The sequence below is a fragment of the Streptomyces sp. NPDC032161 genome (assembly GCF_040636995.1).
GTDB lineage: Bacteria > Actinomycetota > Actinomycetes > Streptomycetales > Streptomycetaceae > Streptomyces.
Map to the genome: position 1 here is coordinate 53049 of NZ_JBEZVN010000032.1, position 14046 is coordinate 67094.

The 14046-nt window shown below is 73.3% G+C and carries 13 protein-coding genes; 5 read left to right on the forward strand and 8 right to left on the reverse strand.

Annotated elements, in window-relative coordinates; translation table 11 throughout:
- Window positions 1-59: 59 nt before the first annotated feature.
- The 3 genes from AB0E67_RS30500 to AB0E67_RS30510 are packed head-to-tail and all read right to left on the reverse strand — an operon-like array spanning window position 60 to window position 3893.
- A complete protein-coding gene (locus AB0E67_RS30500) occupies window positions 60-1703 on the reverse strand; it encodes a hypothetical protein (RefSeq protein WP_362032654.1) in 1644 nt (547 codons plus the stop codon).
- Window positions 1694-3007: a hypothetical protein gene (locus tag AB0E67_RS30505; protein ID WP_362032657.1), complete on the reverse strand. Its 1314-nt coding sequence runs from the start codon at window positions 3005-3007 to the stop codon at window positions 1694-1696. Before AB0E67_RS30505 ends, AB0E67_RS30500 begins: the two co-directional genes overlap by 10 nt.
- Window positions 2892-3893, reverse strand: coding sequence for a phosphatase PAP2 family protein (locus AB0E67_RS30510; protein ID WP_362032660.1), 1002 nt, complete (start codon window positions 3891-3893; stop codon window positions 2892-2894). The genes AB0E67_RS30505 and AB0E67_RS30510 overlap by 116 nt, the downstream gene beginning before the upstream one ends.
- Before the next feature lie 352 nt (window positions 3894-4245).
- On the opposite strand from AB0E67_RS30510, the gene AB0E67_RS30515 reads away from it, so the two are divergent.
- The gene (locus tag AB0E67_RS30515; protein ID WP_362032663.1) at window positions 4246-4851 is read left to right on the forward strand and encodes a histidine phosphatase family protein; all 606 of its coding nucleotides are present in this window, start codon (window positions 4246-4248) and stop codon (window positions 4849-4851) included.
- Window positions 4852-4942: 91 nt separating this feature from the next.
- Here AB0E67_RS30515 and AB0E67_RS30520 read toward each other — a convergent pair whose 3' ends face one another.
- Entirely contained in the window at window positions 4943-6322 is a 1380-nt protein-coding gene (locus AB0E67_RS30520; protein ID WP_362032666.1) for a tetratricopeptide repeat protein, read from the reverse strand.
- Between the two features lie 293 nt (window positions 6323-6615).
- Here AB0E67_RS30520 and AB0E67_RS30525 point away from each other — a divergent pair, with 293 nt between their 5' ends.
- Together AB0E67_RS30525 and AB0E67_RS30530 are read left to right on the forward strand one after the other, a co-directional pair.
- Window positions 6616-7083, forward strand: a complete 468-nt coding sequence (locus AB0E67_RS30525; RefSeq protein WP_362032669.1) for a hypothetical protein — start codon at window positions 6616-6618, stop codon at window positions 7081-7083.
- A 221-nt stretch (window positions 7084-7304) separates the two neighbouring features.
- On the forward strand, window positions 7305-8252 hold the full coding sequence (locus AB0E67_RS30530) for a fused MFS/spermidine synthase (RefSeq protein WP_362032672.1): 948 nt from the start codon (window positions 7305-7307) through the stop codon (window positions 8250-8252).
- Between the two features lie 83 nt (window positions 8253-8335).
- Here AB0E67_RS30530 and AB0E67_RS30535 read toward each other — a convergent pair whose 3' ends face one another.
- Both AB0E67_RS30535 and leuA read right to left on the reverse strand, forming a co-directional pair.
- Window positions 8336-8773 (reverse strand): hypothetical protein, encoded by a 438-nt coding sequence (locus AB0E67_RS30535; RefSeq protein ID WP_362032675.1) that lies wholly within the window; start codon window positions 8771-8773, stop codon window positions 8336-8338.
- Window positions 8774-9013: 240 nt separating this feature from the next.
- Window positions 9014-10816, reverse strand: coding sequence for a 2-isopropylmalate synthase (gene leuA, locus AB0E67_RS30540; protein WP_362032678.1), 1803 nt, complete (start codon window positions 10814-10816; stop codon window positions 9014-9016).
- A 175-nt stretch (window positions 10817-10991) separates the two neighbouring features.
- Between leuA and AB0E67_RS30545 the strand changes: the two genes are divergently transcribed.
- Window positions 10992-11684 (forward strand): FCD domain-containing protein, encoded by a 693-nt coding sequence (locus AB0E67_RS30545; protein ID WP_362032681.1) that lies wholly within the window; start codon window positions 10992-10994, stop codon window positions 11682-11684.
- 737 nt (window positions 11685-12421) lie between these two features.
- On the opposite strand, the gene AB0E67_RS30550 is transcribed toward AB0E67_RS30545, so the two are convergent.
- On the reverse strand, window positions 12422-12628 hold the full coding sequence (locus tag AB0E67_RS30550; RefSeq protein WP_360117728.1) for a hypothetical protein: 207 nt from the start codon (window positions 12626-12628) through the stop codon (window positions 12422-12424).
- Entirely contained in the window at window positions 12625-12876 is a 252-nt protein-coding gene (locus AB0E67_RS30555) for a hypothetical protein (RefSeq protein WP_362032684.1), read from the reverse strand. The genes AB0E67_RS30550 and AB0E67_RS30555 overlap by 4 nt, the downstream gene beginning before the upstream one ends.
- A 103-nt stretch (window positions 12877-12979) precedes the next feature.
- Here AB0E67_RS30555 and AB0E67_RS30560 point away from each other — a divergent pair, with 103 nt between their 5' ends.
- On the forward strand, window positions 12980-13759 hold the full coding sequence (locus AB0E67_RS30560; protein ID WP_362032687.1) for a GntR family transcriptional regulator: 780 nt from the start codon (window positions 12980-12982) through the stop codon (window positions 13757-13759).
- Window positions 13760-14046 lie beyond the last annotated feature (287 nt).

Genomic DNA, 14046 nt, shown 5'->3' on the forward strand with positions numbered 1-14046 from the left:
CACTTCGACGACCGGGCCGAGCGTCTCCGTATCACAGCAAAGCCCGCCGCACTCTCGCGTCACAGCAGATCCTCCGCGGTCACGGGGTCGGGATGCTCGGCGTGCCCCGCCGCCGCGCCCGGCGGCCCGCCGTGCGTCCAAGGCGTCTCCTCCGGGTCCGGCAGCTTCGGGCCGCCGCGCTGGTCGTGCTCGAACAGCGTCCAGACGATCCGGTCACCCGGCTCGGGCACCGAACCGGGGGCCGGCTCCTTGCTCCGCCCCATCCGGTCGGTGATCCGCAGCACCAGCGCGGGTCCGCGCCCGTCCCCGGCCACGCCCCCACCCGTGTTCCCGTCCTCCGGCTCCGCCACGTACTCCACGAACTCGGCGGTCTGCGGTCTGCCGTCCAGCGAGCGATACACCTTGACACGCTCACCGAGATGCGGGCGCTCGTCCGTGCGGACCGTGACCAGCGGACGCGGCGACGGGCGCTTCGACTCGCTGTACGCCATCACCACCTCCGTCACCTCGCCCACGAACGCCTCACCGGCCAGCCGCCGCCCGGCCAGCACCAGCGGATCGTCCAGCGCCTCCTGCGCCTCCAGCTGCGCCTGAGCCGTCTCGCGCGAGGCCAGCTTCTGTGCCGCCGTCACCGCGTCGTCCCGGCGCGGCTGCGGCGGCTCACCCGACCGCACCCGGTCCCGGTGACCGGTGAACGACCAGCGGTCCCGCGTCCAGCGCTCCTGCGTCCTGGCCCCCGCGGGCAGCTCCCACAAGAGGTCGAGCCCGCGCCACACCGCGTCCCACGTCGGCCGCATCACCCCGGCCAGCAACGCCCTGATCTCCCGCTCGGCGGCGGTCAGTCCGGCCAGCCGGGCATCGGCCGACAGACCGTCCTCGGCCGCCGCGAGCGCGGTGCGCGCCCGGTCGTACCGCTCGATGGCGGGCGCCAGCAGCCGGTTGTCGAACGCCGGATCCGTGGCCGGACCGGCCGGCGGACACAGCAACTGGCCCTCGCCGTCCCGCGCCGACTCCGCGCGCAGCGCCGCCGACGCCCCGGACTCGCCCGCCGGGGCGTCGATCCAGGCCAGCAGCGCGCCCAGATGCTGGTCCTCCAGGCTGCTCTGCCCCGTCGCCCAGTGCCGGTTCAGCAGGTCCGTGGCGGCGAGCAGCAGTGAGGAACCCGGCACCCGGGCCCGTTCCCCGTAATGCGTCAGCCAGCGGCCCAGCAACGGGACGCGGGGCGGGGCGGGGTACGGGGCGTCGGGTTCGTCCTCGGCCGTGCGCCGGAACCGCATGGAGCGGCCGAGCAGCCGCGCGAAATCGATGCCCGCCCGGCTCGGCACGATCAACTGCGGTGCGTCCGCGCACAGTTCGACCTCGACCTTGGTCCGCTTCCCGGTCGCCGGGTCGGTCTCGTTGCGTTCCGCGGGCTCGACGACGTCCTCGTACGCCTCGATGTGCGGCAGCACCGCGTCGGCCAGGTCGGCGAGGAAGGAGAACCGCAGGTCCCGGTCGCGCGGCTGCGGGACCGCCAGCAGCCGGGGCGCGTCCCGGTCGGTGCCGACCAGCGCACCCAGCGGCGCGCCCGCCTCACCGGCGGTCGTCAACGGCACCAGGACCAGCGGCCGGTCGGTGAGATGGCGGTGCCGGACCGTCGCCAGCGGTCGCGCCCGGCCGCTCTCCACGGCCTCCAGCCGGGCCAGGGTACTGATCAGCGACATGCCGCACCGCTCCCCGAGGCCACCCCGCCCGCCGCCGGTACTCCGGTGCCGCTCCCCGGCACACCCGCGCCGCCGTTCCGTATCGCCGCGCCGTTCCCCGGCGCACCCGCGCCGCCCGTCGGGAACGCGCCGACGCACTCCAGCGCCGCCGCGCGCAACGCCGCCGCGCGCCGCAGGGCCGCGACCGTCGGATCCGCCGGATCGCCCTCCTCGCCCGCGGCGGCGGCCAGCACCGCGCCGACCGTGGTCAGTCCGCCGAGCTCCCCGCGCACGCTGCGCCCCAGCGCCTCCACCGCACCCGCCGCACGGGCCTTCGCCCGGCAGTGGAAGGCCAGCTCGCACGTGGACAGGCACTCCGGAGCGTATGCCGCGCCGACCGACTCGACCGCCGCGTCCAACTCCGGTGCCGAGCACGCCGGATCGAAGGTCGTGCCCTCCGGCAGCGCCGCGGCGATGTCCTCGATCCGGGTCAGCCTGGTCAGCTGGCGCCGCGTGACCGCGCGCTGCTTGCGCACGTCGACGACCGACGCGGTGGGCAGGTTGGAGAAGTCCTTCGGGCAGACCAGCAGCACCCGGTGACCGGCCTCGGCACCCTCGGTCAGCTCCGCGAGCCGCTCCAGCGCCAGCACGTAGACGGCGGACTGCCGGGCCGCCGCCCCGACCTTCGCCGCGTCGGCGGAGCCGTCGACCATGGGGAAGGACTTGATCTCGATGACCGTCCACGTGCCGTCGGGGTGCACCACCACCGCGTCCGGCTCCAGATGGACCGGGGAGCCCGCCACGTCCAGGGTCAGCATCGGGTGGTCCAGCAGGGCCCAGCAGCCGGCCCCGGTCGCCTCCCGCAGCGCGAGCGCCGTCCGCGCGGAGCGGCCCTGGGGGCCGGCGGCGGCCAGATCGGGCACCAGCACCTCGTGGGGTGCCGGACCGCCGGCGCCGAGGTGCTCGTGCAGCAGCCGCATCAGCTCCGTACCGCCGTCGGCCTTGACCTTGGCCTCGAAGGAGTTGCCCCGGACGAGAGCGAACTGCGACTGCCCGAAGGGCGCCGGTGAGCCGAGCGCCTCGGCCAGCGCCGCCTTGTCCACCCCGGCGCCGTCCAGCAGGGCGCGGCGCCGGCAGCCGGGGTTGGCGGCGAGGGCGGCCAGCGCGCGGGCGTCCAACGGACGTGGCGCGACATCCGGCCCGCGCAGCTCAGCGAGCCGCTGTCGAAGCGTCGTCCCCCGCCGCTCCGGCTCCCGCTCGTGCGGCGGCTTCGGCCCGGGGGACGGGGTGGGCCGGAGCGCCCGGGGCGCCCGCCGTTCCGGCATGGGGGGAGTCTGCGGAGGTGGTCCGCTGGCCAGGGATTCGCTCACCCGCCGAAGTCTCGCATCCGGCACTGACAATCGCGGACTCGGCGGACTTCGCGGTCGGCGCGAGCCGCGGGAAGCGGGTGGAGAGCCGGGCCCCGATCCGGTCGGTGACGCGCATCACCGGGGTGGTCAGCAGGGCTCCGACGCCCATCACGGCGGCGCCCGCCACCGCGTCGAGGAAGTAGTGGTTGGCCGTGCCCATCACCACGAGCGTGGTGACCAGGGGGTACGCGACGGCGGCGGCCCGGACGAGCGGGTGCCGGGCGTGACGCCACAGCACGATCCCGCACCAGAGCGACCAGCCGACGTGCAGGCTGGGCATCGCGGCGTACTGGTTCGTCATCCCACCCAGACCGCGCGGGGCGCTCGCCTCCGCGCCCCACCAGCCGTACGAGCTGTACTGCGCCATCGTGTCGACGAAGCCGTGCGCGGCGTCCAGCAGCCGGGGCGGGCAGGTCGGCATCAGCGTGAAGCCGACGAGACCGAGGACGGTGGACGTCATCAGCCAGGTGCGGGCCCTGCGGTACAGGGTCGCGCGGCGGCGGAAGAGCCAGACCAGGACGGCCGGGGTGACCAGATAGTGCAGCGAGGCGTACGCGAAGTCGGAGGGTATGCCGAGGGCGGGGTGGGCGGTGAACAGCCGGTTGAGCGGGTGCTCGGCGTTGATGTGGAGCGTCTTCTCCAGGCGCAGGATCGCCAGGCCGTGATCGACGGCCGTGGACACGTCGCCGCGCGCCAGGAGCCGGCCCGCCGAGTAGGCCGCGTACACCAGGGCGAGCAGAGGCAGCTCGGTCCACCAACGGGGCCGCGGGCGAGGCTCGGGCACGGTGCTGGCATGCTGCATCCGGTTGCTCTCCATCATGTGTTCAAGCGGCCGACGGCGGGCGTTCAACCGTAAGGCGCGGGTCGGCCGCGATCACCCCTGGGGTGCCCGTCGGACCCCCGTGCGCGCGGATTCTTCTGCGCAGGGAGGGACGCCTGTTCCGCCCCGCGGGTTGCCTTCCGGGGCGGTGCGCGATGATGGAGAAACGGAAGATCCGCGTCGACTCAATGTCGAGTCGACGCCGGACCCATGTCGAGTGGGTGTCGAGCCGATGCCGACTCCTCTTCGACTCGTTTTCGCCTTGATCTCCGGCCTCGGACCCCTTCTCGGGGAATCGGCCCAGATCTCAGTCCAGTTCAGGGAGAGAGCCGTCATGGCACCGCGTATCCTGCTCGCCCGGCACGGCCAGACGGAATGGTCCGTCAGGGGCAACCACACCGGCAGGACGGACATCCCCCTGCTCGACTCGGGCCGGGCCGGCGCCAAGCTGCTCGGCGAACGGCTGCACGGCGGACCGTGGGCGGAGCTGCCGGGTCTCGAAGTGCGCACCAGCCCGTTGCTGCGGGCCAGGGAGACCTGCGACATCGCGGGCTTCGCGGACCGGGCCGAGCCGTGGGACGCGCTCCTGGAATGGGACTACGGGGCGTACGAGGGGATGACCCCGGCGCAGATCAAGGCGATCCGGCCCGACTGGTTCATCTGGCGCGACGGGGTGCCCGAGGGGGAGTCCCTGGCCGAGCTGTCCGCACGCGCCGACCGGATCGTCGAATGGGCCCGCTCGGCCGACCGCGACGTGCTGGTCTTCGCCCACGGTCACATCCTGCGGGCGCTGGGCGCGCGGTGGCTCGGCGAGGACGTGTCGTTCGCGGCGCGCATCAGGCTCGACCCGACGTCCCTCTCGGTACTGGGCTGGGCGTACGGGGCACCGGCGATGGAACGCTGGAACGACACGGGCCACTTGGAGCGTCCGGGGCGGTAGCCGGACGGGACCGGGCGCGCCCCCGGCCCCCGGTCCTCCGGCCCCGGTCCTCCGGCCCCGGTCCCCGGGGCCTTCGAGCCCTTCGGGGCGCCTACGTGGAGACCCCCGACACGGCCGCGTACCGCTCCAGATATCCCCGTACCTCGTCCGTCGCGTCCCGGCGCAGGGCGAGCACCTGCGTCGTGCCCGCCAGCATCGTCCGGATGCGCGAGGACCGGACGCCGTCCAGCAGGTCCAGCACCCGGTGGCCCGCCGTCGCCGCCTCCTCGGCCCGGCCGGCCCGGGCGAGGTCCCAGGCCAGCTCGGCCCGGTACAGCGCCAGGTTCCGGGTGAAGTGCGGGTCCTGGAGCCGGATCGCCCGCCGTGCGTGGCGGGCCGCCCGCGACCAGTCGCCCAGCGCCGACCAGCACTGCGCCTCCAGCATCTCCAGTTCCGCCTCCCGGAAGAACGTCATCCACTCCGGATCGGCGTCGCACGGCCCGCGGTCGAACGCGGTGCGGGCCCGGCCGATCGCCCGTTCGCAGCCCGTCCGGTCCCCGGACCCGGCCCGCCCGCCCGCCTCCCGCAGCGCGAGCAGGGCCAGCAGCCGCGGCGAGCCCAGCGGTCGCGCCGCCCGCTGCCCGGCCTCGGCGGCACGTACGGACTCGCGGGGCCGCCCCGTGTCCCTGGCCAGGAACGACGCGTTGCAGAACGCGTGCGCCTCCAGCGCCGCGTCGCCCGCCACCCGTGCCGTGGCGAGCGCCTCCGCGTAGTGCGAGCGGGCGTCCTCGAACCGGCCGGAGTCATGGGCCAGCCAGCCCACCGAGATGGCCAGTTCGCCCGCCCCGGCGTGGAGCCGGTCGGCGGTGGAGCGCCTGGCGGCGGTACCGGAGTCGAGCAGCGCGTACGCCGTCCGCAACGGCCGCGACGCATCGCGGTACAGTCCGTCGCCGCCGTGCCGGTCGTCGAGCAGCCGGATCCGGCGTACCGCGCTCTCCACGGCACTGACCTCGGCCTCGCCGACCCGGTGCCGTTCGGGTGCGGTGGCCCTGGCGGCGGGTGCGCCGCCGGGACCGGGACCCAGGGGTGCGGCCGCCAGCACGGTGGTGCCGCTCGTCATGAATACGCGACGCAGCACGTCGCTCTCCTCGTCGGTGTCGCTGTGGAGCACAGGGGATTCGCTGTGGAACACAAGGGGTGGGGGGATTTCGGTGGTGGCCCGCGCGGCCCGGCCGCGTACCGTCTCGCGCGGCGAGAAGCCCAGGTCCACCAGGGACATCCCGGGGAACATGTGCAGGAAGACCCGCTCGTACGCGTAGTTGGGACAGCGGATCTCGCCGGACTCCACGCGTCCGATGTACCGGGCGTCGCACGCGACCCGTTCGCCGATCTCGCGGGCGGATCTGCGTACCGCGGCGGCGAACTCCCCGGCGGAGCGCTGTCCGCGCAGCCGTCGGAAGGCGAGGTTGGGAACTGCCCCTGTCGACACCATGGACCAGGACCTCTCTTCTGCAGCCGGGTTCCTGCTTCCGGTGCCCCGGTGTGTCCCGGCGGTGCACGAACGTAGCGGCTGTGACCGGTCGCACAGGGAGTGTTTGCTGATAAAAGGTGCATCTCACCCGCGATCTGCCATGAACTGCCACCCATTGCGGCGGCGCGGCGCCGTAGCCCTTGACGCGGTCGGCGCGTTGGACCCTTCGGAAGACGGAATCCGGCTTCGCCCGGTGATGAGATCCGGCGGTGATGCGCCCAGTGATGAGATCCGGCGATGAGAGGAGAGGTCCCTTGTTGCATCTCGACACGGAGACCGGCTCGCGGACGAGTGCGACGACCCCGACCGCGAAGGCTGTGACGGACGCGACGGATGCCGCACCACCCGCCGCGTCCACGGGGGGCCACGACACCGAACCCTGCGATCTGGTGACCGTTCCGGCCCGTCAGGGACTGGAGGCCGTGGACATCCTGCGCCGGGGCGCCGACCAGGAGGCCGTGGGCCCGGTCCTGCACGACGGAGCCTGTGACACCCTCGGCTTCCTGGTGCCGCCGGGCACGGCCGAGGCGTGGGACGTCCCGGGCAGCGCCTGTACGCGGACCGACGGCCGCGGGCTGAGCGTCCCCGCCGAGCCGCCGACCGGCGACAGCGGCTGGCTGCTGCCGCCAGGGGACGAGGCCCCCGTCACCGACCCGGCCGTGCTGCGGGCCGCCCTCGACCAGGCGGCCCGGCTGATCGAGGCGGCCGACAACTGCCGCTGACCGGCGCCCGCGCGCCCGTGCCCCTGATCGTGCCGGCGCTTGTGCCCGTGACCGCGCCCGCGCCCGTGCGGGTCCCCACGGACCTCCTCCTCCTCGCTACGGGGTCGGCCGCCACGGGCGTCCGGCAAGGGCGCCCATAATGGGCCGGTGGCCGGGGTTCCCCGGCACGGCCGGTCGCGCACCGGTCCGGAGCGATGAGCGGTGAGCAGGCACGAGCGGCAGTGGCACGTCGAGGAGCGTCGAGCGGGGGCGCGACCGCCCGCAAACGATCCGGCCGCAAGGCCGACAGCGGTACCGGGCACGAGGCCGGGCGAGGATCCGGGCGCGGCGGGCGCGGCGCGGAGTCCGTCGCCGAGCAGGTGGACGGTGGTCTCGCCGAGCTGGTGCCCGACCGGGAGCGCCCCCACGCCTGGACGCTGACCCTCGACGGTGCCCCTCAGTCCCATGTGGACCTCGACGATCCCACGTACCTGTCCTTCGAATACCAGCGCAGGATCGGCCACATCGCGGACCTCGTCGCACCGCCCGGGCAGCCCCTGCACGTCGTGCACCTGGGCGGTGGCGCCTTCACCCTGGCCCGCTACATCGCAGCGACCCGGCCGCGCTCCACCCAGCAGATCGTCGAGACGGACGAGGCGCTCGTCCGACTGGTGCGCCGCGAGCTGCCGTTGGACCCGCAGGCCAGGGTCCGGGTCCGTGCCGCCGATGCCCGCGCCGGGCTCGGGAAGGTCCACGACGGCTGGGCGGATCTGGTCATCGCGGACGTCTTCAGCGGTGCCCGCACCCCGGCGCACCTCACCAGTACGGAATTCCTCACCGAGGTGCGACGGGTCCTGAAGCCCGGCGGGAGTTACGTGGCCAACCTCGCGGACGGCCCGCCGCTGGCCCATCTGCGCGGCCAGATCGCCACCGCGGCCGCCGTCTTCCCCGAACTGGCGCTCGCCGCCGACCCGGCCGTCTGGCGCGGCCGTCGCTTCGGCAACGCCGTGCTGCTCGCCTCGGACCTGCCGCCGAAACTCGCGCAACTGACCCGCCGGGTCGCGACCGATCCGCACCCCGGACGCGTCGAACACGGGCGGGTGCTCGCCGACTTCACCGGCGGCGCGGCGGCGGTGACCGACGCGGACGCCAGACCCTCCCCGGCGCCACCGCCGTCGGCGTTCGGCTGACACCTACGGCGGACCGCACCCGTTCACCGGCAGTGCCCGTTCACCGACCGGCCGGTGGCACCGGATCCGGCCGGGCCGCTTTCTCAGGCGATGGTCTCGATGCCCCGGGCCCTGAGGGTCTCGATCGCGTCCGGGACGGTCAGGGTGAGGGAGCGTGCTCCGAGGAACCGCTTCAGGTTCGGTACGAGCTCCAGATCGTCCAACGAGCGGACGTCGAAGAGATCGTCCTCACCGTCCCAGACGGGCGCGCACTCCATGAAAGCCTGGTTCCCGCCGTCGAACGTCAGCTGCTTCACGCTCGCCAGCAGGTCGTCGCCGATCTCCAGCCGCCCGAAGTACGCGCGTGCCTCGTCGAGCACCTGGTACTCCAGGTCGTTCTCCTCCACGTAGGCGTGGAGATCATCGATCCCTCGGGCACGCATGTGGTCCTCGACGCTGAACCGGGGCGTCAGCGTCTCGTCGATGTACATCAGCTGCTCGACGACCAGCAGTTTGAAGTTGAAATCACGAAAGACGGCCATCAGCCACGTAATATCAGCGGCTGCCGACAGCGCCTGCCGACAGCGCCCGCTCACCGAACGGGCGCGGCGGCGGCACGGGGACGGCGGTACGGGGACGACCGCACCGGGCCCGCCCGCCCCCGTACCTCCCGCGTCGACACGCCCCGCACGGACCCGCGTGCGGGCGGCCGGGACGGGCCTGCGCGCCGTCCCCGCGTACGGGCGGACGGGCAGCGTCCGGCCGCGCCGGGCCGTGCCGCGCTACCCCGCCCGGTTCACCGCCGACAGCACCGCCAGGATCGACGCCGTGAGGACGGACGTGTCCCGGCCCGCGCCCCAGCACCGCTTCCCGTCGGTGCCCACCCGGCACTCCGCGTACGCCACCGCGGGACTGCCCTGTCCCGACGTCGTCGCGTGTTCGGTGAAGTCGAGGACGTCCACCTCGATCCCGGCCGCCGCCAGGGCGTGGGCGAACGCCGAGACCGGGCCGTTGCCCGTGCCCTCGTAGTCGCCCTCCCGCTCACCCACTCGCAGGGTGCAGACGAACCGGTGCTCACCGGCCGGGTTCCGGTCCGTGGACCAGGACGTCAGGACCACGTCCCCGTCCCGTCCGGGGACCAGGTACGTCGCCTCGAACAGCTCCCAGAGGTCCTTCGGCGTGGCCTCCAGGCCGCTGTCGTCGGTCGCGGTCTGCACCGTGCGGGAGAAGTCGGCGCGCATCCGGGGCGGCAGGTCCACGCCGTGGCTGCTCCGCAGCAGATGGGCGATGCCGCCCTTCCCCGACTGGCTGTTGACGCGGATGACCGCCTCGTACGTACGCCCCAGGTCCGCCGGGTCGATCGGCAGGTACGGCACCTCCCAGCGCTCCTCGTCGCCACGTGCGCGATGGGCGAACCCCTTGCTGATGGCGTCCTGGTGGGTGCCGGAGAACGCGGTGTGGACGAGCTCGCCGGCGTAGGGGTGGCGGGGCGGTACCGGCAGCCGGTTGCAGTGCTCGACCGTGCGGCGGATCTCGTCGATGTCGGAGAAGTCGATCATCGGGTCCACGCCCTGGGCGTGCAGGTTGAGGGCCAGGTTGACCAGGTCCACGTTGCCGGTGCGTTCGCCGTTGCCGAACAGGCAGCCCTCCACGCGCTGCGCGCCCGCCAGGACGGCGAGTTCGGCGCAGGCGGTGCCGGTGCCGCGGTCGTTGTGCGGGTGGACGGAGAGGATCACCGCGTCCCGCCGGGCCAGGTGGCGGTGCATGTACTCGATCTGGTCGGCGTACACGTTCGGCGTCGCGATCTCCACCGTGGCGGGCAGGTTGTGGATGACCGGCCGGTCCGGAGAGGCGTCCCACAGCTCGGTGAGGCCGTTGCACAGCTCCAGGACGAAGTCCGGCTCGGTGAGGATGAAGACCTCGGGGGAGAACTCGAAGCGGATGTCCGTCCCGGGCAGGGCCCGCGCCAGCCGGTCCATTCGGGCCGCCGCGTCCGTCACCAGGGCGCGCACCTCGGCGCGGCTGCGGCCGAGCACGACATCCCGCCAGACCGGCGCGGTCGGCGTGTACAGGTGGACGACCGCGCGGTCCAGCCCCTCGACGGACTCGAAGGTCCGGTCGATCAGATCCGGCTTGGCCGGGGTGAAGACGACGACGGTGACGTCGTCCGGCACGGCGTCGGTCTCGACCAGGTGCCGTACGAAGTCGAAGTCCGTGCGGCTCGCGGACGGGTAGCCGATCTCGATCTCCTTGTAGCCCATGGCGACGAGCAGGTCGAACATCCGGCGCTTGCGCGGGGTGTCCATCGGTTCGGCCAGCGCCTGGTTGCCGTCCCGCAGATCCACGGGCACCCAGAGCGGGGCCTGTTCGATGCGGGCCTGCGGCCAGGTGCGGTCGGTCAGCGGTACCTCGACGCGGTCGAACGCCGAGCGGTAGCGGTGGGAGGGCATGGAGCTGGAACGCTGCCGGTTCCAGTGGGGCGCGTCGGCGGGCACGGGGCCGCGCGGGGTGCGGATCGTCGGGAAGCGGTGCACCGGCGCCGGAACGGGGCGGTCGGCGGTCGGGGAAACGGGGCTCTCGGACATGGAAACGGTCTCTTCTCGCATCGCCGGATGCGACCGGCACAACGCACGGCACCCACGGCGGGGTGCCGGTCGCTTCAGGCCCCGCCGCGGCAGCCGAGAAGAAGGAGACCGCTGTGCGTCATGCCGGTACAGTAGCCAGAAAGCAAGTCCTCAGACAACCTGACAGGTGAATTCGGTGTCCTCGCTCGGTCCGCTCCGCCCCAGCCCCCTGGTCGAACAGGCCACGCACCGTCTGCGCGAGCAGATCACCGGGGGGCACTGGCCGGTCGGTACGAAGATCCCCGGCGAGACCAGCCTCGCCAAGACGCTCGGCGTGGGCCGTTCCACCGTCCGTGAGGCGGTCCGCACCCTGGCCACCCTCGGCCTGCTCCAGTCCCGCCAGGGCGCGGGCGTCTTCGTCGTCGCGGACCGGGTGACGGAGGACTGGCCGACCAGGCTGCGCCGCGCCTCGGTCGCCGACGTCTACGAGGTGCGCATGCTGATCGAGGTCCAGGCAGCCCGGCTGGCCGCCCGCCGCCGCACGGACGAGGACCTGGTCGCCCTGGACGCGGCGCTCGCCGCGCGGCGAGCGGCGGGCGGCGGGGCGGACGCGGAGTTCGTGGACGCGGACATCGCGCTGCACGCGGCGGTGGTGGCCGCCGCCCACAACCCCGTACTCACCGATCTGTTCGGCGAGTTCGCCCCCGCGCTGCGGCAGGGGCTCATCGACCTCGTGGACCTGCTGGGGCTGCGTCGCGAGGACCCGGACCACGGCGACGCCACCCATGACGCGCTGGTGCGGGCCGTGGTGGCCGGCGACGCGGAGTCCGCGGGACGGGCCGCCCAGGCCGAACTGGAGGCCACGCTGGCCCGGTTGAGGTCGGCGTAGGCCGTGTCGTCGAAGTGTCGTCGAGGCGTCGTCGTTCGGCCGGGGCCGGGCCGTGCGGCGTCCGGCGCTTCCCCGAGTTCCCGGCTTCGCTCGAACAGGGAAGGCCCCATCAATCGCGAGTGGAGGGCCGACGTCGCACCGGGCGACGAGGACGAGTCCGGCGACGCCGCGAGCGTGTGCGCCAGGCGTCGCACGCCAGGCGGCACTTCGCGACACGGCACAGGCGTCACGAACCGCGGACGCCGCACGGACAGGCGGTCTGGCTGACGCAGTTGCCGTGGTCGTCGTATTCGTGGACGACGCTCCTGGCGCCGGGGCACCCCGGCGTGGAGTCACACGGTATGGCGTGATCTTCCTGGTGTCCCATGGGGGTACCTCGCCTTATGGTCGGGCTGGGCTCCCACCCCCGCAGGCATCCGGTGCAGTGCCAGTGCCACGTGTCCGGGGCCGCCGGAGAGGTGCGACTGGTGTCCCGCCAGAGCGCCCGACGGTCCGGGCAGTGGGGACATGACGGCGGCCGGTGTGCCATGGGGCCTCCCGCGCGGCTCCGTACGGGGTCCGGCCGGGGCGGGTCGGCCGGTTGCGGGAGCTCCGGGCTCTTGGGGATTTCAGGAACGTGTCGTGCCGCGCGCGCCCGTTCGCCCGGGGCTGACGGCACCGGGCTGCCGGGGCGGTCGGAGGTGCCGCTGCCATGGCGGCCGGGAGACACCGGGACGGCTCGCGGCGGGGCCGCCGGGTTACCGCGGTCGTGCGTCGGCGCAGCAGGGCCCGGTCCACACCTCGGTGTCGAGGACGTGGGCGCCGAGCCGGTCGGGGATGACACCGACGCGGACCGTGCCGGTGGTGAGGGGCGTCCTGCACCAGACACAGGCGCGGCCGGCGGCCTGGTCCCACGTCAGCGTCCTCGGGTCGGGAAGGGGGCGGGCGGAGGCGGTGGTGGTCACTGCGTCTCTTCTCTGTAGATCTCGGCCCAGACGACGTCGCCGTTCCCGGTGCGGTCGTGGCCGTACCGGTCGGCGGTGCCGAGAGTGCGGAGGATGGCGGACCGGGTGTCGGGGCTCAGATCGGCGGGGAGGTCGGCCTCGATCCGGATCGCGTCGGCCGTCTCCGTGATGCGCGGCTCGCTGTTGGTCGCCGCGGAGAGCAGCGAAGCGAGCGCGACGACATGTGGAAGCGCGACAGACATAGACATCCCCTGACGGTCGGCCGTCACGGTTCGTGAGGCTGAATATTCAGCTTCGACCTGATGGGTTAGCTTTGTCAATGTCGCCGTACAACGTTCGGAGTTCGCGCACATGCCACGTGAAGCGCCCTATCTGCGAGTGGCCGCCGCTCTGCGCGCCCGTATCGAAGCGGGTGAATGGGTCGTGGGCGACAAGCTCCCGTCCCGGGCCCGGATCGCCGAGGAATACGGCGTGGGCCAGTCCGTCGCCCAGCGCGCCATGGAGCGCCTGATCATCGAGGGCATCCTCGAAGGGCGTGCCGGATCCGGCACCTACGTACGCCGACCGCGCGAGCGGCTGCGCATGGTCCGCTGCCGGAACCGCGAGGGCGGCGGGGCGACGTTCCACGCCGACATGCACAAGCAGGTCCGCACCGGAACGTGGGAGTCCCGCAGCGCCGCCCGCACCCCGGCCCCGGTCCACATCGCCGAACGGCTGGCCATCGAGCCCGGTGATCTCTGTGTCGTCACCCATTACGAGTTCCTCGCCGACGGGCTTCCCGCTCAGCTCTCCGAGTCGTGGGAGCCCATGGCCATCACCGACGGCACCCCGATCGTCCTGCCCGAGATGGGCCCGCACGCCGGTGCCGGCGTCATCGCGCGGATGCGGTCGATCGGCGTCGTCATCGGGGGTGCCGTCGAGGTGCCCCGTCCGGCCCGCGCCTCGCAGGAGCAGGCCAACCTGCTGGGCGTAAGCGTGGGCGACCTGATCACGGTGGTGGAGCGGACCTACTACGACACCGACGGGCAACCGGTCGAGACCGCGGACATCATCGTTCCCGATGTGCGCTGGGAGATCGCCTACGAGTTCGCCGTCGACCAGCCCGAGACCCTGCCCGACCCGGGTGCCTGACCGTGGACGCCCGGACTCCGGGTGCCGTCCCCGCGGGGACGTGGCCCCAGGTGCGGGCGTGGCCCCGGATTCGTGAACCCCGCGTTTCCGCCCGCCCGTTCCCGAGTGCGGGAACATGAAGAAGGGCTGACCCGTTTTCACGGGTCGGCCCTTGACCGTTCAGGGTGAGTAACGGGACTCGAACCTGTTTAGTACTCCAGTCTGGTTTCGCGATCTTGTGGCCGTACCCGGCCGGGAACGGGTACGGCCACCGCGTGATCATCGGTTGGTGTGTGGACAAACGAAGA